Source organism: Saccharopolyspora rhizosphaerae (assembly GCF_003931915.1).
GTDB classification, from domain to species: domain Bacteria; phylum Actinomycetota; class Actinomycetes; order Mycobacteriales; family Pseudonocardiaceae; genus Saccharopolyspora; species Saccharopolyspora rhizosphaerae.
This window is the reverse complement of record NZ_RSAA01000017.1, coordinates 230,590-250,219: the sequence shown is the minus strand read 5'-3', so window position 1 is coordinate 250,219 and position 19,630 is coordinate 230,590. Positions and strand designations below refer to the sequence as shown.

At 71.0% G+C, this 19,630-nt stretch carries 17 protein-coding genes; 7 read left to right on the top strand and 10 right to left on the bottom strand.

Going from position 1 to position 19,630, the window contains the following annotated elements; genetic code table 11:
- Window position 1: 1 nt before the first annotated feature.
- Both EIL87_RS19285 and EIL87_RS27745 read right to left on the bottom strand, forming a co-directional pair.
- Complete coding sequence (locus EIL87_RS19285; RefSeq protein WP_125091953.1) at window positions 2-4,570, bottom strand: ATP-dependent helicase; 4,569 nt, start codon at window positions 4,568-4,570, stop codon at window positions 2-4.
- 190 nt (window positions 4,571-4,760) lie between these two features.
- Window positions 4,761-4,883: a hypothetical protein gene (locus EIL87_RS27745; protein ID WP_267898864.1), complete on the bottom strand. Its 123-nt coding sequence runs from the start codon at window positions 4,881-4,883 to the stop codon at window positions 4,761-4,763.
- Between the two features lie 37 nt (window positions 4,884-4,920).
- On the opposite strand from EIL87_RS27745, the gene EIL87_RS19280 reads away from it, so the two are divergent.
- Window positions 4,921-5,115, top strand: a complete 195-nt coding sequence (locus EIL87_RS19280; protein ID WP_125091952.1) for a DUF3046 domain-containing protein — start codon at window positions 4,921-4,923, stop codon at window positions 5,113-5,115.
- A 90-nt stretch (window positions 5,116-5,205) separates the two neighbouring features.
- Here the strand turns inward: EIL87_RS19280 and EIL87_RS19275 are convergent, their stop codons facing one another.
- A complete protein-coding gene (locus tag EIL87_RS19275) occupies window positions 5,206-5,937 on the bottom strand; it encodes a DUF4383 domain-containing protein (protein ID WP_125091951.1) in 732 nt (243 codons plus the stop codon).
- A 275-nt stretch (window positions 5,938-6,212) separates the two neighbouring features.
- Here EIL87_RS19275 and recA point away from each other — a divergent pair, with 275 nt between their 5' ends.
- The 3 genes from recA (at window position 6,213) to EIL87_RS19260 (ending at window position 9,021) form a co-directional block, all read left to right on the top strand.
- Complete coding sequence (gene recA / locus EIL87_RS19270; protein WP_125091950.1) at window positions 6,213-7,268, top strand: recombinase RecA; 1,056 nt, start codon at window positions 6,213-6,215, stop codon at window positions 7,266-7,268.
- A 16-nt stretch (window positions 7,269-7,284) separates the two neighbouring features.
- Window positions 7,285-7,878 carry a regulatory protein RecX gene (locus EIL87_RS19265; protein WP_125091949.1) on the top strand — a complete coding sequence of 198 codons (594 nt, stop codon included), beginning with the start codon at window positions 7,285-7,287 and terminating at the stop codon, window positions 7,876-7,878.
- Window positions 7,879-8,364: 486 nt separating this feature from the next.
- Window positions 8,365-9,021, top strand: a complete 657-nt coding sequence (locus EIL87_RS19260) for an HAD family hydrolase (RefSeq protein ID WP_125091948.1) — start codon at window positions 8,365-8,367, stop codon at window positions 9,019-9,021.
- 45 nt (window positions 9,022-9,066) lie between these two features.
- Here EIL87_RS19260 and eda read toward each other — a convergent pair whose 3' ends face one another.
- Together eda and edd are read right to left on the bottom strand one after the other, a co-directional pair.
- Window positions 9,067-9,690 carry a bifunctional 4-hydroxy-2-oxoglutarate aldolase/2-dehydro-3-deoxy-phosphogluconate aldolase gene (gene eda, locus EIL87_RS19255; RefSeq protein ID WP_125092058.1) on the bottom strand — a complete coding sequence of 208 codons (624 nt, stop codon included), beginning with the start codon at window positions 9,688-9,690 and terminating at the stop codon, window positions 9,067-9,069.
- Between the two features lie 41 nt (window positions 9,691-9,731).
- On the bottom strand, window positions 9,732-11,576 hold the full coding sequence (edd, locus tag EIL87_RS19250) for a phosphogluconate dehydratase (protein ID WP_125091947.1): 1,845 nt from the start codon (window positions 11,574-11,576) through the stop codon (window positions 9,732-9,734).
- A gap of 357 nt (window positions 11,577-11,933) precedes the next feature.
- Between edd and EIL87_RS19245 the strand changes: the two genes are divergently transcribed.
- Entirely contained in the window at window positions 11,934-12,527 is a 594-nt protein-coding gene (locus EIL87_RS19245) for a transporter substrate-binding domain-containing protein (RefSeq protein WP_158628668.1), read from the top strand.
- A gap of 49 nt (window positions 12,528-12,576) precedes the next feature.
- Here EIL87_RS19245 and EIL87_RS19240 read toward each other — a convergent pair whose 3' ends face one another.
- Genes EIL87_RS19240 through EIL87_RS19225 form a run of 4 tightly spaced genes read right to left on the bottom strand, consistent with a single transcriptional unit; the run spans window position 12,577 to window position 15,829 of the window.
- Complete coding sequence (locus EIL87_RS19240; protein ID WP_125091945.1) at window positions 12,577-13,446, bottom strand: amino acid ABC transporter permease; 870 nt, start codon at window positions 13,444-13,446, stop codon at window positions 12,577-12,579.
- Window positions 13,443-14,102 (bottom strand): amino acid ABC transporter permease, encoded by a 660-nt coding sequence (locus EIL87_RS19235; RefSeq protein WP_233576376.1) that lies wholly within the window; start codon window positions 14,100-14,102, stop codon window positions 13,443-13,445. Before EIL87_RS19235 ends, EIL87_RS19240 begins: the two co-directional genes overlap by 4 nt.
- A 59-nt stretch (window positions 14,103-14,161) precedes the next feature.
- The gene (locus tag EIL87_RS19230) at window positions 14,162-15,064 is read right to left on the bottom strand and encodes a glutamate ABC transporter substrate-binding protein (protein WP_125091944.1); all 903 of its coding nucleotides are present in this window, start codon (window positions 15,062-15,064) and stop codon (window positions 14,162-14,164) included.
- Between the two features lie 36 nt (window positions 15,065-15,100).
- Window positions 15,101-15,829, bottom strand: a complete 729-nt coding sequence (locus EIL87_RS19225; protein WP_199740516.1) for an amino acid ABC transporter ATP-binding protein — start codon at window positions 15,827-15,829, stop codon at window positions 15,101-15,103.
- Between the two features lie 287 nt (window positions 15,830-16,116).
- On the opposite strand from EIL87_RS19225, the gene miaB reads away from it, so the two are divergent.
- Complete coding sequence (gene miaB / locus EIL87_RS19220) at window positions 16,117-17,601, top strand: tRNA (N6-isopentenyl adenosine(37)-C2)-methylthiotransferase MiaB (protein ID WP_125091942.1); 1,485 nt, start codon at window positions 16,117-16,119, stop codon at window positions 17,599-17,601.
- Window positions 17,598-18,041, top strand: a complete 444-nt coding sequence (locus tag EIL87_RS19215) for an Rv2732c family membrane protein (RefSeq protein ID WP_233576375.1) — start codon at window positions 17,598-17,600, stop codon at window positions 18,039-18,041. Before miaB ends, EIL87_RS19215 begins: the two co-directional genes overlap by 4 nt.
- Before the next feature lie 84 nt (window positions 18,042-18,125).
- Here EIL87_RS19215 and EIL87_RS19210 read toward each other — a convergent pair whose 3' ends face one another.
- Window positions 18,126-19,451, bottom strand: a complete 1,326-nt coding sequence (locus EIL87_RS19210; RefSeq protein ID WP_125091940.1) for a DUF349 domain-containing protein — start codon at window positions 19,449-19,451, stop codon at window positions 18,126-18,128.
- Between the last annotated feature and the right edge of the window lie 179 nt (window positions 19,452-19,630).

Sequence of the window (19,630 nt, the reverse complement as noted above, 5' to 3'; positions counted from 1 at the left end):
CTCAAGCCCGCAGCCGGAGTCCTTTCGGCGTGGCTCGGAACCCCGCTTCGGTGAGGACTTCGGCCAGCCGCGAGCCCCAGGCGCCCTCCCCGTCGGCGCGTTCCACCGCGAGCTGGTCGAGCCAGCCATCGCGCACCACGCGGGCCAAGCCCGCCGCCGCGGTGCGCAGCGCCGACTCGTCCTCGGTGAACGACAGCAGCGACTTGCCGCCGCGTTCGACGTAGAAGACGGCCTCGCCTCCCACCAGCACCACCAGAGCGCCTGCCTTGCGCCCCGGCCGGTGCCGCGTGTCGCCTCGCGGCGCGGGCCAGTCGAGCGCACCGCCGTAGGGCTGCGCGGGATCGGCCGCGGCCAGCACCACGGCCTCGTCGTCCGCGTGGTCGTCACCGGACAGGGCGCGCAACCGGTCGATCGCGCCGGGGACGGCGAACTGCGCGGCGCCGAGGCCCTCGATCACGTAACCACGGCGGCAGCGCCCGGACTCCTCCATCGCCCGGAGCACCTTGTACACCGCCGAGAACCCGCCGGTCACCCGCTCCACGTCGAGGGCACCCCTCGTCAGCACCCCGTGCCGTTCCAGGAACGCCTCGGCACGCGCGTGCGCTCGGCGGGTGGGTGCCTCGGCGGGCTGCGGTGCCAGCGACCAGCGTCCTGACACCGTCGGCGGACCGCCGCGCGGCGGCATCGACGGGCGTCCCGCCCGCAGCCGCGCGTAGCGGCCCCGCGGGGCGTTGCGGCGCGGCTTGTGCGCTGCGCCCTTGCCGGAGACCAGCGCCCGCAACGGAGCCAGGGTGTCGTTGGTGACCGCTCCGGCCCACACCAGGTCCCACAGCGCGCTCGTGAGCGCGTCATCGGCGGGTGCGGACTCGTCCTGTTCGAGCAGCAGCGCGCCGGCCCGGTCGGCCAGCTGCCGGAAGAACAACGCGCCACCTTCCAGAGCGGACAGCGCGGCGCGGTGCAGCGGTGAATCCGGTGGTCCCTCGTCGACGTCGGGCAGCAGCAGGTCCGCGACGTCGGTGGGGGCCAAGGCGATCCACCCGTCACCGCCGGCCAGCGACCCCGCCCCGACCCAGCTCACCTCACCCGTCGCCGTCAGCTCGTCCAGCAGCGCGGGGGAGTAGCCGGGCAAGCGCGCGGGCAGCACCAGCGACTCGAGCGCGCTGGCCGGGACCGGCACTCCGGCCAACTGCTCCACGACCGAGTAGACGTCGTCGATGGTCGGCGCGCTGCGCACCCGTGCGCCGATGCCGTGCCACGCCGGCAGGAAGCGGCCCAGCGCTGCCGGTTCCACCGGTTCGACCTCGGCGCGCAGCCGAGCCAGCGAGGCCCGTCGCAACCGCCGCAGGACCTCGGCGTCGCAGTACTCCAGCGCGCCACCGCCCCCGGCCTCGAGCGGACGCAGCTCGCCGCGCACCAGCCGGCCGGAACCGCTGAGCCGGTCCAGCACGCCGTGCACCACCGCCACTCCCAACCCGAACCGGTGCGCGGCGGCATCGGCGGTGAACGGTCCGCGGCAGCGCGCGTAGCGGATCAGCAGGTCCGCCAGCGGGTCGGCGACCGGTTCGGTGAACGCCTCCGGCACCCCCACCGGCAGCGCGACGCCCAACGCGTCGCGGACCTTGCCGGCGTCCTCGATCGGGATCCAGCGCTGCTCACCGGCGATGCGCACCTGCAGCACCCGGCGCTGCTCGGCCAGCTCGGTCAGCCACTCCGGCTGCACACCGCGCTTCTCGGCCTCCTCCGTGGTGAGGTCGCCGAGGAAGTTCAGCAGGTCGGCCGCGCCCTCGGCGTCGCGCGCGTGGCGGTTGGGGTCCAGCCGTTGCAGCTGCTGTTCGATCTCGGCCAACGACTCCGGGTCCAGCAGCTCGCGCAGCGCTTCCGAGCCGAGCAGCTCGGCCAGCAGCGTGGAGTCCAGGCTCAGCGCCGCCGACCGGCGTTCGGCCAGCGGAGCGTCGGTCTCGTAGAGGAACATCCCGATGTAGCCGAACAGCAGGCTGCGCGCGAACGGCGAGGGCGTCGGCGTCTCCACCTCCACCACCCGCACGGTGCGGGACGCGACCTGCTGCATCAGCTCGGTCAGCCCCGGGACGTCGTAGACGTCCTGCAGGCACTCCCGCATCGCCTCCAGCACGATCGGGAACTGCTCGTACTTCGACGCCACCTCCAGCAGCTGCGCCGAGCGCTGCCGCTGCTGCCACAGCGGCGTCCGGCGCCGCGGATCGCGGCGCGGCAGCAGCAGCGCCCGTGCCGCGCACTCCCGGAACCGGGCGGCGAACAGCGCCGACCCGCCGACCTCGTCGGTGACCAGCTGCTGCACCTCGGCGGGAGGCAGCAGCACGTCCTCGGCGGTGGGCAGCACCTCGCTGCCGGAGTCGTCGAGGGCGTCGGCGAGCCGGAGCACGATGCCGTCGTCGGAGGAGGCGATCTGCGGTTCGATCCCGCGCCGCTCCCGGATCCGCGCCCCGATCGCCAGCGCCCACGGCCCGTTGACCTGCGCGCCGAACGGGGAGTGCACCACCATCCGCCAGTCGCCGAGCTCGTCCCGGAAGCGTTCCACCACGATCGTCCGGTCGTCGGGCACGTGGCGCGTGGAGCGCCGCTGCTCGTCCAGGTAGGACAGCAGGTTGTCGCTGGCCCACTCGTCGAGACCGGCGGTGGTGATGCGATCGCGGGCCTTGTCGCTGTCGGCGCTGATCAGCTCGCGGACAAAGGCGCCGAGCGCCCGGCCGAGCTCCAGCGGGCGGCCGGGCTGGTCGCCCTTCCAGAACGGCATCCGCCCCGGCTGTCCCGGCGCGGGGGTGACGACGACCCGGTCGTGGGTGATGTCCTCCACCCGCCACGCGCTGGTGCCCAGCAGGAACGTGTCGCCGACGCGCGACTCGTAGACCATCTCCTCGTCGAGCTCGCCGACCCGGACGCCACCGCGACCGGCCTCCTCGTCGCCGGGTGTGGTCACCGTGAACAGCCCGCGGTCCGGGATGGTGCCGCCGGAGGTCACGGCGAGGCGCTGCGCTCCCGGCCGTGCCCGCAGCTCGTCGTTGACCCGGTCCCAGACGATCCGCGCCCGCAGCTCGCCGAACTCCTCGCTGGGGTAGCGCCCGGCGAGCATGTCCAGCACCGCGTGCAGCGCCGAATCCGGCAGTCCCGCGTAGGGCGCCGAGCGGCGGAGCAGTGCGGCCAGGTCCTCCACCGACCAGTCGTCCATGGCGGTCATCGACACGACCTGCTGGGCCAGCACGTCCAGCGGGTTGCGCGGGTAGGAGATCGACTCGATCAACCCCCCGGCCATCCGCTCCGACACGACCGCGCAGCCGACCAGATCACCCCGGAACTTCGGGAACACCACGCCCCGCGACACCGCGCCGACCTGGTGGCCGCCGCGGCCGATGCGCTGCAGCCCGGACGCCACCGTCGGTGGTGTTTCGACCTGGATGACCAGGTCGACCGCGCCCATGTCGATGCCCAGCTCCAACGAGGACGTCGCCACCACGCACGGCAGCTGCCCGGACTTGAGCTCCTCCTCGACGACGGCGCGCTGCTCCTTCGACATGGAGCCGTGGTGCGCTTTGGCCACCACCGGCGGAGCGCCCGAACCGATGCCCGAACCCCCGACCGCCTCGGCCGGGAACTTCGTCATCTCCTCTTCCTGCTGCTCGGTGGCCAGCTCGTTGATGCCCGCGGTGAGCCGCTCGGCCAGCCGTCGGGAGTTGCTGAACACGATGGTCGAGCGGTGCTGCCGGATCAGCTCCAGGATCCGCTCCTGCACCGACGGCCAGATCGAGGTGCGCTGCTCAGCGGGCTGATCGCCGGGTTCAGCGCTGGAGGAGCCGAGCTCTGCCATGTCCGGGACCGGGACCTCGACCCGTACTTCGACCTCCTTGGGGTGGGCGGGCTGGACGGTGCGCACCGGTCTGCCACCGGCCAGGAAGGTCCGCACCTCCTCGACCGGGCGGACGGTGGCCGACAGCCCGACCCGCTGCGCCGGCCGCGCCAGCAGCGCGTCGAGCCGCTCCAGCGACAGCGCCAGGTGCGCTCCGCGCTTGGTCCCCGCGACCGCGTGAACCTCGTCGATGATCACCGTCTCGACCCCGGTCAGCGATTCGCGCGCCGCGGAGGTCAGCAGCAGGAACAGCGACTCCGGTGTGGTGACCAGCACGTCCGGCGGCTTGCGCGCGAAGGAGCGCCGCTGGTCGGCGGGGGTGTCACCGGTGCGGATGCCGACCTGGACGTCCGGTGGGTCGCCGCCGAGGCGCTGGGTGGCCTGCCGGATCCCGGCCAGCGGCGCCCGCAGGTTGCGCTCGACGTCGACGGCCAAGGCCTTCATCGGGGACACGTAGAGCACGCGGCAGCGCTTCTTGGGATCGGCGGGCAGGTCCTCGACCGCGAGCCGGTCCAGCGCGGAGAGGAACGCGGCGAGCGTCTTGCCGGACCCGGTCGGCGCCACGACCAGGGCGTGCTCGCCCGCGGCGATGGCCTCCCAGGCGCCGCGCTGCGCCTCGGTGGGCGCGTCGAAGGCGCCGCGGAACCAGTCGCGGGTCGCCGGGGAGAACCCGTCCAGCACGTCGCTCATGACTCCATGCTGGACCACAACACCGACGAACGGCCCGGTCAAGCCTGGGGCGGTCCGTGGTCGCCCTGCCCAGCGGTGCCGGAAGCAGAGCCCCGGGCTGCGCGGGCGTTCGTGCGCACGCGGCGTCACGGCGTGCTCGCCGCGAAGCCGCTCAGAGCTGCGCGGTGCGAGCTGAGCCCTGCACCGGCTTCTAGCGCCTGTTCTGCCAGAGGAAGCGGATGGCCAGGACGATCACGGTCAGCAGGGTCGCGGCGATCACCAGCTGGCCCAGGGGCGTGGACATGCCGGTCGGGTCGGCCTGCAGGAGGAGCACGACACCAGCGTACGGGCCGCACGTAGGCTGGTCGACGATGCGCCACACCGCTTTCCGCCACCGCATGGCCGAGGAGTTCGGCCGGGTCCGGGCCGAGATGCTCGCCCAGGACCACGTGTTCTCGGCCTTGGGCGGTCGCACCGTCGACGAGGCCCTGGAGGACGGGTTCACGACGAAGGAGGTCTGGGCGGCGGTGTGCGAGGCCTTCGAGATCCCGCACGAACGTCGCTAGGCCCTGCCGGCAAGCTCGCCGCTCGACACGGCTTTCCGGTGGTGCAGCCCTCCGTCCGTGGCGCGGACGCACCGCCGAGGCGGGTCGTGATCAGGGTTGGGCCTTCTTGCTCTCCTCGAAGTCGGCCCACGGGTTCTGCGCGCTGATCTGCTGCTCCTCGGTCGGGTGCAGCTCGCGGTAGTGCTCGTAGGCGCGTCGGCGTTCCTGCTGCATGTGGTGCAGCCGATCGGCGGTGACCCGGCGCTGCTGCTGCGGGGTCGGGTGGCCCTCCGCGACGGCCATCTCGTCGGTGCACATCCGCTCGATCTCCGCGATCCGCTGCTCGTCGGCGGCCACGTCGCTGTCGTCCTCGTGCGCCGGCGGCTTGTGGTGGCGGTAGCGCACGTAGGGGTTGTCCTCGGGCAGCCCGCCGCTGACCCGGCCGTAGAAGCCGAAGAACATCAGCACCAGGCCGGCGACGAGGCTGAACACCACGTTGCGCAGTTCGAAGGCGAACAGGTTCCACGACGTGTTGAGCAGGCCCAGGTTGATCAGCCCGGACAGGAAGAACAGCACGCCGACCGCGGCGGTCGTGGTGGAGGCGACCGCGCCGCCCCAGGCCGCGGCGCCGACCAGCAGCGCGCCGACCACGATCGACACCACGGCGAGCAGTCCGTTGCTGGACAGCCCGAGCACGTCGATCCCCTCGGTGGTGAACAGCGGCACCCGGTTGGCCAGCCCCAGCACGCCGAAGACCACCAGGCACGCCCCGAAGGCGGCTGCGGCCACCCGGTAGAAGTGGGTCAGGGGGTGTTCGGGTGGAAGGTAGCGATCCATGCGCATGGCGGCACCTCCTGGAGAACACGAGGTAACTCGAGTGTCCCTCTGCGCTCGACTGATCGCACTGTCACACGACCGAGTGACGTGACCGGCGTGTCGGGCATGTGCTCGAACATCCGTTCGCCTAGTATGGGGGCCACGGGATCGGGAGCGCCCGCAAACCCCGCGAACCGGATTGTCGGTCCCAGCCCGTAGCGTCAGAAGCGACGTGAACGACTCGCCCCACGCAGAGAGTCGCCCGAAGACCCGACTCGAAGACTTCACCGAGGTGGACCCTGATGGCAGCAGCGACACCGGACAAGGGCAAGGCGCTGGAGCTGGCGCTCGCCCAGATCGACAAGCAGTTCGGCAAGGGATCGGTCATGCGGCTCGGCGACGACTCGCGGCCGCCGGTCGAGGTCATCCCCACCGGTTCCATCTCGTTGGACGTCGCGCTCGGCATCGGCGGCCTGCCGCGCGGTCGGATCGTGGAGGTCTACGGCCCGGAGAGCAGCGGTAAGACCTCGGTCGCCCTGCACGCCGTGGCCAACGCCCAGAAGCTCGGCGGCACGGCGGCCTTCGTCGACGCCGAGCACGCGCTGGACCCGGAGTACGCCAAGGCGATCGGTGTGGACACCGACTCGCTGCTGGTGTCCCAGCCCGACACCGGTGAGCAGGCGCTGGAGATCGCGGACATGCTGATCCGCTCCGGCGCGCTGGACGTCATCGTCATCGACTCGGTGGCCGCGCTGGTGCCGCGCGCCGAGATCGAGGGCGAGATGGGTGACAGCCACGTGGGTCTGCAGGCCCGCCTGATGAGCCAGGCGCTGCGCAAGCTCACCTCCGCGCTGTACAACGCCAAGACCACCGCGATCTTCATCAACCAGCTCCGCGAGAAGGTCGGCGTCATGTTCGGCTCCCCGGAGACCACCACCGGTGGTAAGGCGCTGAAGTTCTACTCCTCGGTGCGCTTGGACGTGCGCCGGATCGAGACGCTCAAGGACGGTTCCGACGCGGTCGGCAACCGGACCCGCGTGAAGATCGTCAAGAACAAGGTCGCGCCACCGTTCAAGCAGGCCGAGTTCGACATCATCTACGGCGTCGGCATCAGCCGCGAGGGCTCGCTGATCGACATGGGTGTCGAGCAGGGCATCATCCGCAAGTCCGGTGCCTGGTACACCTACGAGGGCGACCAGCTGGGCCAGGGCAAGGAGAACGCCCGCAAGTTCATGCGGGACAACCCGGACGTCGCCAACGAGATCGAGAAGCGGATCAAGGAGAAGCTCGGCATCGGCGCCACCCTCGACGCCGAGGGTGACGACAAGGCCGCCGAGCCGGCCCCGGTCGAGTTCTGATCGGCGCCTGGGACGGATGGACGACGAGGCGGAGCGCCGGGGGAGCGGTCGTCGCACCCCCGGCGCCGGCCCCGAGGGCGGCGAGGCGGGGGAGAAGAAGTCGCGGCGCAAGCCGGACGACCCGGCGGCGCAGGCCCGCGACGTGGTGTACCGGCTCCTGGCCAGTCGCGCGCGCAGCCGGCTGGAGCTGCGGCAAGCCTTGCTGCGCAAGGACATCGACGAGGACGTCGCCGACGGCGTGCTGCAGAAGTTCGTCGACGCCGGCTTGGTCGACGACGCCGCGTTCGCCGAGGAGTGGGTGAACCAACGCCAGCGGTCGCAAGGCCTGGGTCGCAAGGCGCTCGGCTTCGAACTGCGGCGCAAGGGCATCGAGGAGCACCTGGTGGAATCCGCTCTGTCCAACGTGGACAGCGATGCGGAGGCTGAGCGCGCCCGCGAACTGGTGCAGCGCAAGCTGCGCAGCATGGGATCGGTCGAGCACACCGCGAAGGTGCGCCGCCTGGTCGGCATGCTCGCTCGCAAGGGTTATTCCGAAGGCCTCGCCTACCGCATCGTCAAGGAAGAGATCGAGAACGCCGGGGATTCCGCTGACGGCCTCGACTTCTTCTGAGGTCTGAGCCGGGGCGAACCGGTTTCCGGAGTTCAGCCGCTACGTCCCACCGAGACGTGCATCGCGATCGTCTGCACCTCGTCCCCACGCCCTGATCACCTGGAAGTGCCAGCGGGGTCGGGACATGAGCCGCGGCGAACAACGTCGCTTCCTCTGCGCCCGACCGACAGCTCCTGGCTCAACCACGCACGAACCTGTGCGCTGCTTCACCCGCGAGGGTGCCGATCGGCGGCGGTGACGACTGACGTCGTGACGATCACTCCCACGCACAACGTCAGGAGCGCCGAGGGCCCGTCGGCGCGGGTGCCCCGTCCCGGACGAGCAGCTGCCGCCGGGCGGAAGCGTGCGTGGCGACGCGGTTCCGGAATCCTGGTGGCTTCGAGGTCGGCGTGCGCCCGACCTGCGCACCGCGCACCGCGAACCTTCCGGGCCGTTTTTCAGACGCAGGTACCAGAACGTCGGGGGCGCGTCGTAAGGTTCCCGGTCATGACCAAGTCGAGCCCCCGGCACATCGTGTGGGATTGGAACGGAACGCTCCTCGACGACAACCACGCGGTGGTGTCGGCCGTGAACACCGTCTGCACCTCGTTCGACCGCGAACACATCGACATCGACGAGTGGCGCGCGATCTACAGCCGCCCGCTGCGCACGTGCTACGAACGACTCCTGCGGTGCGAGATCACCGAGGACGACTGGGCCCGGGTCGACAAGCTCTACCACGTCGCGTACCGGGACCTCCTGGACACGTGCGGCATGACCGAGGGTGTTCCGCACGTCCTGCAGGACTGGGCCGCGACCGGCCGCAGCCAGTCGCTGCTGTCGATGTGGTTCCACGACGAGCTCGTCGAGCTGGTCACCGCCCGCGGTCTGCACGAGCTGTTCGACCGGATGGACGGCCTGCGCTCCGCGGTGGGCGGGGGTTCGAAGGAGGAGCACCTGCGTGCCCACCTGGCGGCCCAGGAGCTCGACCCGGCTGAGGTGGTGCTGATCGGCGACGTCCTCGACGACGCCCACGCCGCCGAACGAGCGGGTGCGCGCTGCGTGCTGGTCACCACCGGGGTCATGGACCGGGCCAAGCTCGAGGGGTCCGGCTACCCGGTCGTCGACTCCCTTCCCGAAGCGATGGGCATGCTCGCGGGCTGACGAGCCGGGTGCGCCCGCCGGCCGGGCGGGCGCACCCCGGGAACATCAGCGCAGCGCTGCCGCCTCGGTGGCCAGCTGCTCGACCTTCGCCCAGTCGCCCGCGGCCAGCAGGTCCTTCGGCGCGAGCCAGGACCCGCCGACGCAGCCGACGTTGGGCAGCGCCAGGTAGTCCGGTGCGGTCGCCGGGCTGATCCCGCCGGTCGGGCAGAACCGCAGGTGCGGCAACGGCCCGGCGATGCCCTTGAGGAACGGCACACCACCGCTGGGCTCGGCGGGGAAGAACTTCATCGCGCTCGCCCCGCGTTCGGCCAGCCGCATCGCCTCGGACACGGTCCCCGCTCCCGCCAGGTACGGCACGCCCGAGGCGTCCAGGTCGTCCAGCAGCCGGTCGGTGGTGCCGGGCGTGACCAGGTAGCGAGCACCGGCGTCAGCGGCCTGCTTGGCCTGGCCGACCTCGGTGATCGTGCCCGCGCCGGCGACCACCTCGGGCACCTCGGTCGCGATGCGCTCGATCGACGGGAGCCCGGCCGGGGTGCGCAGGGTGACCTCGATGGTCCGGAGCCCGCCGCGCAGCAGCGCTTCGGCCAGCGGGACGGCGTGCTCGACGTCGTCGAGGGCCACGACCGGCACCACGGGGGCCAGGTCGAACACGTCGGCTGCGGTGTTCATCTTCGATTCCAATCGCTTCTGGGCGGTGGTTCCGCCGCTGGTCATGCTCGCACCTGCTGGCTCGGCCGGAGCGCTTGCCCGAACACGCTCGCGCCCTGGTCGGCGCGACCGACGGACTGCCGGAACGCGGCGAACAGCTCTCGTCCGGTGCCGAACGGTGCCGGGTCGGCGCCACCGGCGGGCCGGCGCGCGGCGAGCTCGTCGTCGGGGACGAGGGCTTCCAGCGTCCCGCGGTCGGCGTCGAGGCGGAGCACGTCGCCGTCCTGGATCCGCGAGAGCGGCCCGCCCGCAGTGGCTTCCGGCGTCAGCTGGATGGCGGCCGGGATCTTGCCGGAGGCCCCGGACATCCGGCCGTCGGTGACCAGCACGACCTGGTGTCCGCGGTCCATCAGCACACCCAGCGCCGGGGTGAGTCCGTGCAGCTCGGGCATGCCGTTGGCCTGCGGGCCCTGGTTGCGGATGACGACCACGACGTCGTGGTCGATCTCGCCCGCGGCGAAGGCGGTGGTGAAGTCGTGCTGGTCGTCGAAGACCCGGGCGGGTGCGGTCACGGAGCGGTGCTCCGCGGCCACCGCCGACACCTTGATCACCGCGCGCCCGAGGTTGCCCTCCACGACCCGGAGCCCGCCTTCCGGCGCGAACGGGTCGTCGACGCCGCGCAGGACCTCGGTGTCCAGGCTCCGGGCGGGCGCGTCCCGCCACACCAGTTCGCCGTCCTCGAGGAACGGCTGCCGGCGGTAGCGGTCCAGCCCCGGTCCGGCGACGGTCTGGACGTCGGCGTGCAGCAGACCCGCGTCGAGCAACTCGCCGACCAGCGTCTGCACCCCGCCGGCCGCGGCGAAGTGGTTGATGTCGGCCGAGCCGTTCGGGTAGACCTTCGCCAGCGACGGCACCACCGCCGACAGTTCGGAGAAGTCGTCCCAGGTCAGCTCGATGCCGGCGGCCGCAGCGACGGCCGGCAGGTGCAGCGTGTGGTTCGTCGAGCCGCCGGTGGCCAGCAGCGCGACCACGCCGTTGACGATCGCCTTCTCGTCGAGCAGCTCCCCGATCGAGGTGCGGTTCTCGTCCTGGCCGAGGCGCACGACCTGCCGCCCGGCCTCCTCGGTCAGCGCCTTGCGCAGCGGCGTCCCCGGCGGCACGAAGCTCGAGCCGGGCAGGTGCAGGCCCATGACCTCCACGACCAGCTGGTTGGAGTTGGCGGTGCCGTAGAAGGTGCAGGTCCCGGGGGAGTGGTAGGAGGCGGACTCGGCTTCCAGCAGGTCTTCGCGGGTGGCCTTGCCCTCAGCGAAGAGCTGCCGGATCCGGCTCTTCTCCCGGTTCGGCAGGCCCGAGGGCATCGGCCCGGCGGGCACCAGCACGGTCGGCAGGTGGCCGAACGAGAGCGCGCCGATCAGCAGACCGGGCACGATCTTGTCGCACACCCCGAGCAGCAGCGCCCCGTCGAACATCTCGTGCGACAGCGCCACACCGGTGGCCATCGCGATCACGTCCCGGGAGAACAGCGACAGCTCCATACCGGTGCGGCCCTGCGTGATCCCGTCGCACATGGCCGGCACCCCGCCGGCGAACTGCGCCACACCACCGGCTTCGCGCACCGAGTCCTTCAGCCACGCCGGGAACTCGGCGTAGGGCTGGTGCGCGGAGAGCATGTCGTTGTAGGCGGACACGATCGCCACCCCGGGCTTGCTCACGCCGCGGACCGCGAGCCGGTCGGAGCCGCTGCAGGCGGCGAAACCGTGCGCGAGGTTGCTGCAGGGCAGGTCGGCCCGGACCGGGCCTTCCGCCGCGGCGGCGTGGATGCGTTCGAGGTAGGCGGAGCGGGTCTGCGCGCTGCGTTCCGCGATGCGGCGGGTGACCTGCTCGACGACGGCGTGCACTGGCGCCATGGATCGCCTCCGGAGTTGTGCTGGACAAACGGGCGACGACGTTGGCGCCACATGGCGCCGGTCACACTAGCGGCAGAGGTGCGGGTTTCACAATCGATCCAGCTGACGGGAAGTGGCTTTTCTCGGACCTGAACGAGGAGGCGGCCGAGCCGCTTCCGCTTCAGTCGGGGGGTCAGCGAGCACCGCCGCAAGTTCTGAGCGGCTTCGCCGTGACGCCACTCGCTCGGCGGCGTGCACCACGAACGGCGCACGGAGTCCACGGAGCCGCTGTGCTTCCGGACCGGCACCGGCACGCGAAGCAGAGGTCCGCTCATGCGCGATCATGGTCGGAGTGGACCCGATGGTGGAGGAGTGATCGTGCGGAAACGCCTGCTCGCCGTGGCGGTGCTGGCCGTCGTCCTGACCGGGTGCGGGCAGTCGGAGCCCGCCGCACCACCGCCCCCGCCCGCTCCGGAGGAGGTCCCGGCGCCGCCGCCGGACCCGTCGGCGGGCGGTGACGTGGAGCTGAGCAGTTCGCCGACGCTGGGCGCGATCAAGCAGCGCAGGAAGCTCATCGTGGGCGTGCGCGCCGACCAGCCGACGTTCGTCACCCGCGACCCCGGAGGCGAGTACCGCGGGTTCGACGCCGACATCGCTCGTGAGCTGGCCAAGCGCATCGGCCTCGACCCCACCACCCAGGTGCAGTTCCGCCGGTTGCCTCCGACCCTGGTGCGCGATGCGATCGGCACGGGCAGCGTCGACCTCATGCTCGGCGGCACGGCGGACGTCCCGCAGTTCACCGCGATGCCGTACGCGGTCACCGACGCCGAGCGGAACCTCGTCATCAAGGCCGACGACCCCCAGCTCGCCGAGGAGCTCCGCGCCATGCTCGACGCCGCGGTCGCCGACGGCTCCTGGCAACGGGTCCACGACCAGAACCTGGCTCCGCAGGGAATCTCGGCCCATCCGTGACGAACGGGGTGCCTCCGCGCAGGAGGCACCCCGTTCCCGGTGGTCGACCTCAGTCGCCGGCCGTGGCGCTCTGGTCGGCTTCGACCGTGCCGAGCTTGCCCTTGCGGCCCTGGCTGAGGCGGCGTTCGGTGTAGACGGCCAGCCGGCTCAGCCCGTAGTTGATGAGGATGAAGATCGCCCCCACCACGATGTAGGTCTGGATCGGGTTGTTCAGGTTCTGGATGATCACCTGGGCCTCACGGACCACGTCGACGTAGGCGACGATGAAGCCCAGCGAGGTGTCCTTGACGATCACCACGAGCTGGCTGATCAGCGCGGGGAGCATCGCCCGGAACGCCTGCGGCAGCAGCACCGAGCGCAGCACCTGGCCCCGGCGCAGGCCGATCGCGTAGGCGGCCTCGCTCTGGCCCTGGGGCAGCGCCAGGACCCCGGCGCGCACGATCTCGGCGATGATCACCGAGTTGTACGCGGTCAGGCCGATCACCAGGAACCACATCGGTGAGAGGTCCAGACCGAACGAGGGCAGCACCCGGAACGCGAAGAACACCATGATCACGACCGGGACGCCGCGCAGCAGCTCGACCACGCCGACCACCAGCCACCGGTACCAGGGCGCGCTGACGATCCGGGTGATCGCCATCGCGGTGCCGAGCACCATCGAGAACACCATCGCCAGCACAGCGGCGGTGAGGGTGCCGAGCAGGCCGGTGCCCATCAGCCCCCACAGCGCGGTGAAGGTGCCGTTGGTCGGGTCCAGCAGGGGACCCCACTTCTCGGCGGTCAGCTGGCCCTGCACGCCCAGCGTGTAGAGCACCCAGCCGACGACCGCGAGGAGCAGCAGGCCGACGACGGCGCTGGCGACCAGCGAGCGGCGCTTGGCCTGCGGGCCCGGGGTCTCGTAGAGGACCGCGTTGGTCATCGCGCGATCGCCACCTTCCGCTCCACGTAGCTCAGCAGCAGGCCGGCCGGGATGGTGATCACCAGGTATCCCAGCACCACGCCGATGAGCACCGGCAGGGCCGACAGACCGCGCGCCGAGGTCAGGGTGTCGCCGACCGCGAACAGGTCCCCGCCGACGCCGAAGGCGCCCACCAGGGCCGAGTTCTTGATCATCGCGATGATCACGTTGCCCAGCGGCGGGACGACCGTGCGCACCGCCTGCGGCAGCACGACCAGCGACAGCGACTGGCCGAAGGTCAGGCCCACCGCACGCGCGGCCTCGGCCTGACCGGCCGGCACGGCGTTGATGCCGCTCCGGATCGCCTCGCAGACGAACGCCGAGGTGTACAACGCGAGGCCGATCGTGCCGAACCAGAAGTAGGAGCCGTTGATGCCGAGCTCCGGCAGCCCGAACGCCATGAAGAACAGCACCACCGTCAGCGGGCAGTTGCGCAGCACGTTGACCCAGCTGGTCCCGGTAGCGCGCAGCGGGGGCAGCGGGGAGACGCGGAAGCCGGCCGCGACGGTGCCGATGGCCAGCGCCAGCAGACCCGCCAGCAGGCAGATCTCCAAGGTGCGCACGAGGCCGCTCAGGTACAGCGGCAGGTTGTCGATGATGACTTGCACAGGTTCCACTCCGGCGAAGAGATGAGGGTGCCGACCGGACCGGACGACACCCTCATTCCGCGATCAGGTCAGCTGCAGGGTTCGGGCTGCGGGAGGGTCGGCGTCTGCTTGGCGACCTTGCCCGCGGTGGCCTGCCAGGCCTTCTCGTACGTGCCGTCCTGAGCGGCCTGCGCGAGCGTCTGGTTGATGAACTCGCAGAACTTCGTGTCGCCCTTCTTGATGCCGATGCCGTAGGGCTCCTCGGTGAAGGGCTTCTCCAAGATCTTGAACTGGCCGCCGCTCTGCTCGACCAGACCCATCAGGATCACGTTGTCGGTGGTCACCGCCTGGACCTGGCCGGTGCGCAGCGCGTCGGCGCACTTGGAGTAGACGTCGAAGAGCACCAGGTTCTGCTCGTCGACGTACTCCTTGATCTTCTCCGCCGGGGTCGAACCCGTCACCGAGCAGACCTTCGCGCCGGTGGGCCGCAGCGTCTCCGGACCGGTGATCCGCGTGTCGTCGGACTTGACCATGATGTCCTGACCGGCGGTGTAGTAGGGCCCGGCGAAGCTGATCCGCTGCTTGCGGGAGTCGTTGATGGTGTACGTCGCCACCACCATGTCGACGCGGCCCTGCTCGATGATCTCCTCGCGGGTCTTGCTCGGCGCTTCCACCCACTCGATCTTGTCCGGGGCGATGCCCATCTTCGCCGCGATCGTCTTGGCGATCTCGACGTCGAAGCCCTGCGGCTTGCCGTCGAGCCCGTTGAGGCCGAACAGCGGCTGGTCGATCTTCGTGCCGATCCGGACGGTGCCCGCCTGCTTCAGGTTGGCCATGGTGGTGCCGGGCTCGAACTGCGCGTTCTGGTCGACCGGGATCTCCGGGGCGCCGCCGCCGGCCAACTGGTTCTCGCCGCCCCCGCCGCAGGCGGACAACGCCAGGGCCAACGACGCGGTCAGCACCGTGACCAGACGAAACCTCTTGCCTCGCATCTGCTCCAACGCCTCTCTGTGCAGTGGGTGGTGAACTCAGTGGGTGAGGATCTTGCCGAGGAAGTCCTTGGCCCGGTCGCTCTTCGGTTCGCGGAAGAACACCTCGGGCGCGGCGTCCTCGACGACCTCGCCATCGGACATGAACAGCACCCGGTGCGCGGCGCGGCGGGCGAACCCCATCTCGTGGGTGACGACGACCATGGTCATGCCCTCGCTCGCGAGGCCGGTCATCACGTCGAGCACCTCGTTGACCATCTCCGGGTCCAGCGCGGAGGTCGGCTCGTCGAAGAGCATGACCTTCGGCTTCATCGCCAGGGCGCGGGCGATCGCCGCCCGCTGCTGCTGGCCGCCGGAGAGCTGGGCCGGGTACTTCTCGGCCTGGTCGGCGATCCCGACCCGCTCCAGCAGCTTCGTGGCCTCGCGCTGCGCTTCCTCCCGGCTCTGCCTGCGGACCTTGATCGGGCCCAGCGTGACGTTCTCCAGGATCGTCTTGTGCGCGAAGAGGTTGAACTGCTGGAAGACCATCCCGACGTCGGCGCGCAGTTCGGCCAGGGCACGTCCTTCGGCGGGCAGCGGCACACCGTCGATCTCGATCGTGCCGGAGTTGATCGGCTCCAGCCGGTTGATGGCCCGGCACAGCGTCGACTTGCCGGAGCCGGACGGCCCCAGGACCACGACGACCTGGCCCTTCGGCACTTCGAGGTCGATCGACCGCAGCACGTGCAGTGAGCCGAAGAACTTGTCGACCGCGGACATCCGGATCATCGGGACATCCGTGCGGGCTGCGGTCATCCAGTGCTCCCGAATGCGTCGTTTGTGGAATTCTCAGCCGAAAGTTAAGCCTGCCGACTCCCCGGAGTCCAGAGGTTGGGATCGATGCGTTGTTGCAACTCCGTTACGCAGCGGAGTGACCGTCGTCCACTTGTCGCCGCCCGGCGGCTCAGCTCGACAACCTGGTTTCCACTTCGTGGTTGACAGGGCCGGTGCTGTACCGCTCCATCATCGTCCTGGGCGGGTGATTCGGCGATCTGACCAGGCGCTACCGTGGAACGGTGAGCACGAAGACGTACGAGATCCGCACCTTCGGCTGCCAGATGAACGTGCACGATTCCGAGCGGCTCGCGGGCATGCTGGAGGACGCCGGCTACGTGCGGGCCCAGTCCGGCGGGGAGATGCCCGCCGACGTGGTCGTGTTCAACACCTGCGCAGTGCGCGAGAACGCCGACAACCGGCTCTACGGAACGCTCGGCCACATGCGTCCGCAGAAGGACGTCAACCCAGACATGCAGATCGCCGTCGGTGGCTGCCTGGCGCAGAAGGACCGCGACACGATCGTCAAGAAGGCGCCCTGGGTCGACGTCGTCTTCGGCACCCACAACCTCGGCTCGCTGCCCGCGCTGCTGGAACGCGCGCGCCACAACCAGGAGGCCGAGGTCGAGATCCTGGAGTCGCTGGACGTCTTCCCGTCCACGCTCCCGGCCCGCCGCGACTCCGCCTACTCCGGCTGGGTCTCGGTGTCGGTGGGCTGCAACAACACCTGCACCTTCTGCATCGTGCCCGCGTTGCGCGGCAAGGAGAAGGACCGCCGTCCCGGCGAGATCCTCGCCGAGGTCGAGGCGCTGGTCTCCGAAGGCGTCCTCGAGGTGACCCTGCTCGGCCAGAACGTGAACGCCTACGGCGTGGAGTTCGGCGACCGGTTCGCCTTCGGCAAGCTGCTGCGCTCCTGCGGTGAGGTCGAAGGCCTGGAGCGGGTCCGCTTCACCTCCCCGCACCCGCGCGACTTCACGGACGACGTCATCGAGGCGATGGCGGAGACGCCGAACGTCTGCCCGCAGCTGCACATGCCGCTGCAGTCCGGCTCGGACCGGATCCTCAAGGCCATGCGCCGCTCCTACCGCAGCGAGCGCTTCCTCGACATCGTCGGCAAGGTCCGCGCGGCGATGCCCGAGGCCGCCATCACCACCGACATCATCGTCGGCTTCCCGGGCGAGACCGAGGAGGACTTCGAGGCCACGATGGAGGTCGTGCGCCGCGCCCGGTTCTCCAGCGCCTTCACCTTCCAGTACTCCAAGCGGCCCGGCACGCCCGCTGCGGACATGCCCGACCAGCTGCCCAAGGAGGTCGTCCAGCAGCGCTACGACCGGCTGGTCGCGCTGCAGAACGAGATCTCCTGGGAGGAGAACAAGAAGGTCGTCGGCCGAGAGGTCGAACTCCTCGTCGCCGAGGGGGAGGGGCGCAAGGACGCCGAGACCCACCGCCTCTCCGGCCGCGCCCGCGACGGACGCCTGGTGCACTTCACGCCGACCGGTGCGCTCGACGGCGAGCTCCGCCCGGGTGACCTCGTGACCACCACGATCACCCGCGCCGCTCCGCACCACCTGGTCGCCGACACCGACATCACCGGCCACCGCCGCACCCGGGCGGGCGACCACTGGGAGGAAGGCGTGCGGCCCAAGACATCAGGGGTCAGCCTCGGGCTGCCCTCCATCGGCGCCCCGGCCCCGCAGCCGGCGGCGCAGCAAGGATGTGCGTGTTGAGCGAGGAACAGGACGTCACGACCCGCGGCGAGGCCCGACGACGCTTCGACCCGGGCGCGAAGGCCCTGGTCATCGCCACGGTGATGCTGGCGCTCGTGGTGAGTGCGCTGCTGCCGTGGTCCGGTGGCAGCCCCGGCTGGGAAGTGCTGACCGGTCAGTCCGACCCGGCGCTCAAGGTCGGCCTGCTGCCGCGGCTGTTCGCGATCAACTCCACCATCGTCGGCCTCGGCTTCGGCGCCCTGGCGCTGATCAGCCGCCGCTGGGGAGCGGCCTTCCTCGCCGGTGTGGCGGGGATGGTGGTCTCCTTCGAGGGCATGATCGCCATCTGGTCGCGCCAGACCAGCGGCACCGCGGGACCGGGCCTCGGGCTTGTCCTCGCGGTGGTTTGCATGGTCGTGCTGGCGGTGCAGTGGATGCGCATCGTCTGGTCCCGCGACTGACGCGCGCCTCGGACGCTGTTCCCACGCTCCGGACGAGCTCGGCGCCCGGCTCGCTGAGCGAACCGGGCGCCGAGACGTCGCCGGTCAGCGGTTCGCGATCGCCTGCTCGGCGGCGTGCAGCCACTCGCGCCACTGCGCGGCCTGCTCTTCGGCCTGCTTCGCCCGGCGCTCGTCGCCCGCGGCGCGCGCCTTCTCGGCCTGCGCCTCGAACTGCTGGACGCGGTCGCGGAACTGGTCGACCCGCGCCTGGGCCTCCGGGTCGGTGCGGCGCCACTGCGCGTCGACGGCGTCGCGGACCTTGTCGGCCACCGCTCGCAACCGGCCTTCCAGCTCGCGCATCCGCTCACGCGGCACCTTGCCGATCTCGTCCCAGCGCTCCTGGACCCGCTGCAGCTGCGCCTGCGCGGCCTTGAGGTCCGCGGACGGGTCGATGTGCTCGGCCTCGACCAGCAGCTCTTCCTTGAGCTTGGCGTTCGCGGCGAACTCGGCGTCGCGCTCGGAGAACGCCTCCGACCGGCGGCTGAAGAACCGGTCCTGCGCGGCGCGGAAGCGCTGCCACAGGGCCTCGTCGCTGTCCTTCGGCGCGCGACCCGCGGCCTTCCACTCCGCCATCAGCTGCTTGTAGCGGTTCGCCGTCGGTCCCCAGTCGCTGGACTCGGTGAGCGACTCGGCCTCCTCGACCAGCTCCTGCTTGCGAGCCTTGGAGGCGGCGCGCTGCCGGTCCAGCTCGGCGAAGTGCGAGCCCCGCCGGCGGCTGAAGGCGTCGCGGGCCTTGGAGAACCGCCGCCACAGCTGCTCGTCGGTCTTGCGGTCGACGCCGCGGACCTTCTTCCACTCCTCGAGGATCTGCCGCAGCCGGTCGCCCGCCGACTTCCAGTGGGTCGACTCGTGCGCGATCTGCTCGGCCTCGGCGACCAGCGCCTCCTTGCGGGCGATCGCTTCAGCGCGGGCGCGCTCCTTCTCGTGCTTGGCGCCCTCGACGGCCTGCTCGGCGCGGGCCACCAGGTGCTCGATGCGGGCGCCGAGCGCGGTCAGGTCGCCGATCACCGCGGCTTCGGGCAGCGCTTCCTGCAGGTGCTTGGCGCTGCTGAGCGTGTGCTTCGGCTCCCCGGCGTGGGTGCTCAGCCGGGTCTCCAGCAGCTCGACCTCGGTGACCATGTCGTCGAACTTGCGCGCGTAGAGGGCGAGGCCTTCGGCCGCATCACCGGCTTGCCAGGAACCGATGGCCCGCTCACCGTCGGCGGTGGTCACGTACACCGTGCCGTCGGCGTCCACCCGTCCCCACTTGGCCGGGTCCGCGGAAGCTTTCGGTACTGCGGGCGCGACCGCGGGTGACCCGGTGTTGCTGCTGGTCGAGTCCGCGACCGCCTTGCTGGCGACCGACTCGGGGGTCGTGTCCTGGTGCGTCATGGCCGGCTTCCTCCTTGCGTGCCCGCTCCGATGCCCGTGTCCGGCACGGGCGCCCCGCATCGGCGGGGCCCAGCAAGCGTCAGCCCGAACCGTCGGATGGTCCGGCCTCCGCTGGCGCATTCAAACAGGTCAACAGCCGATCCGGTACTCCACGTCCGGATCGGTGCTCTGCTGAGATC

Bases quoted from the DNA above. Each gene is read 5' to 3' on its own strand.
- EIL87_RS19285 (WP_125091953.1), bottom strand. From the start codon at position 4,570: ATGAGCGACGTGCTGGACGGGTTCTCCCCGGCGACCCGCGACTGGTTC.
- EIL87_RS19280 (WP_125091952.1), top strand. From the start codon at position 4,921: ATGCGCCACACCGCTTTCCGCCACCGCATGGCCGAGGAGTTCGGCCGG.
- EIL87_RS19275 (WP_125091951.1), bottom strand. From the start codon at position 5,937: ATGCGCATGGATCGCTACCTTCCACCCGAACACCCCCTGACCCACTTC.
- recA (WP_125091950.1), top strand. From the start codon at position 6,213: ATGGCAGCAGCGACACCGGACAAGGGCAAGGCGCTGGAGCTGGCGCTC.
- EIL87_RS19265 (WP_125091949.1), top strand. From the start codon at position 7,285: ATGGACGACGAGGCGGAGCGCCGGGGGAGCGGTCGTCGCACCCCCGGC.
- EIL87_RS19260 (WP_125091948.1), top strand. From the start codon at position 8,365: ATGACCAAGTCGAGCCCCCGGCACATCGTGTGGGATTGGAACGGAACG.
- eda (WP_125092058.1), bottom strand. From the start codon at position 9,690: ATGAACACCGCAGCCGACGTGTTCGACCTGGCCCCCGTGGTGCCGGTC.
- edd (WP_125091947.1), bottom strand. From the start codon at position 11,576: ATGGCGCCAGTGCACGCCGTCGTCGAGCAGGTCACCCGCCGCATCGCG.
- EIL87_RS19240 (WP_125091945.1), bottom strand. From the start codon at position 13,446: ATGACCAACGCGGTCCTCTACGAGACCCCGGGCCCGCAGGCCAAGCGC.
- EIL87_RS19230 (WP_125091944.1), bottom strand. From the start codon at position 15,064: ATGCGAGGCAAGAGGTTTCGTCTGGTCACGGTGCTGACCGCGTCGTTG.
- EIL87_RS19225 (WP_199740516.1), bottom strand. From the start codon at position 15,829: ATGATCCGGATGTCCGCGGTCGACAAGTTCTTCGGCTCACTGCACGTG.
- EIL87_RS19210 (WP_125091940.1), bottom strand. From the start codon at position 19,451: ATGACGCACCAGGACACGACCCCCGAGTCGGTCGCCAGCAAGGCGGTC.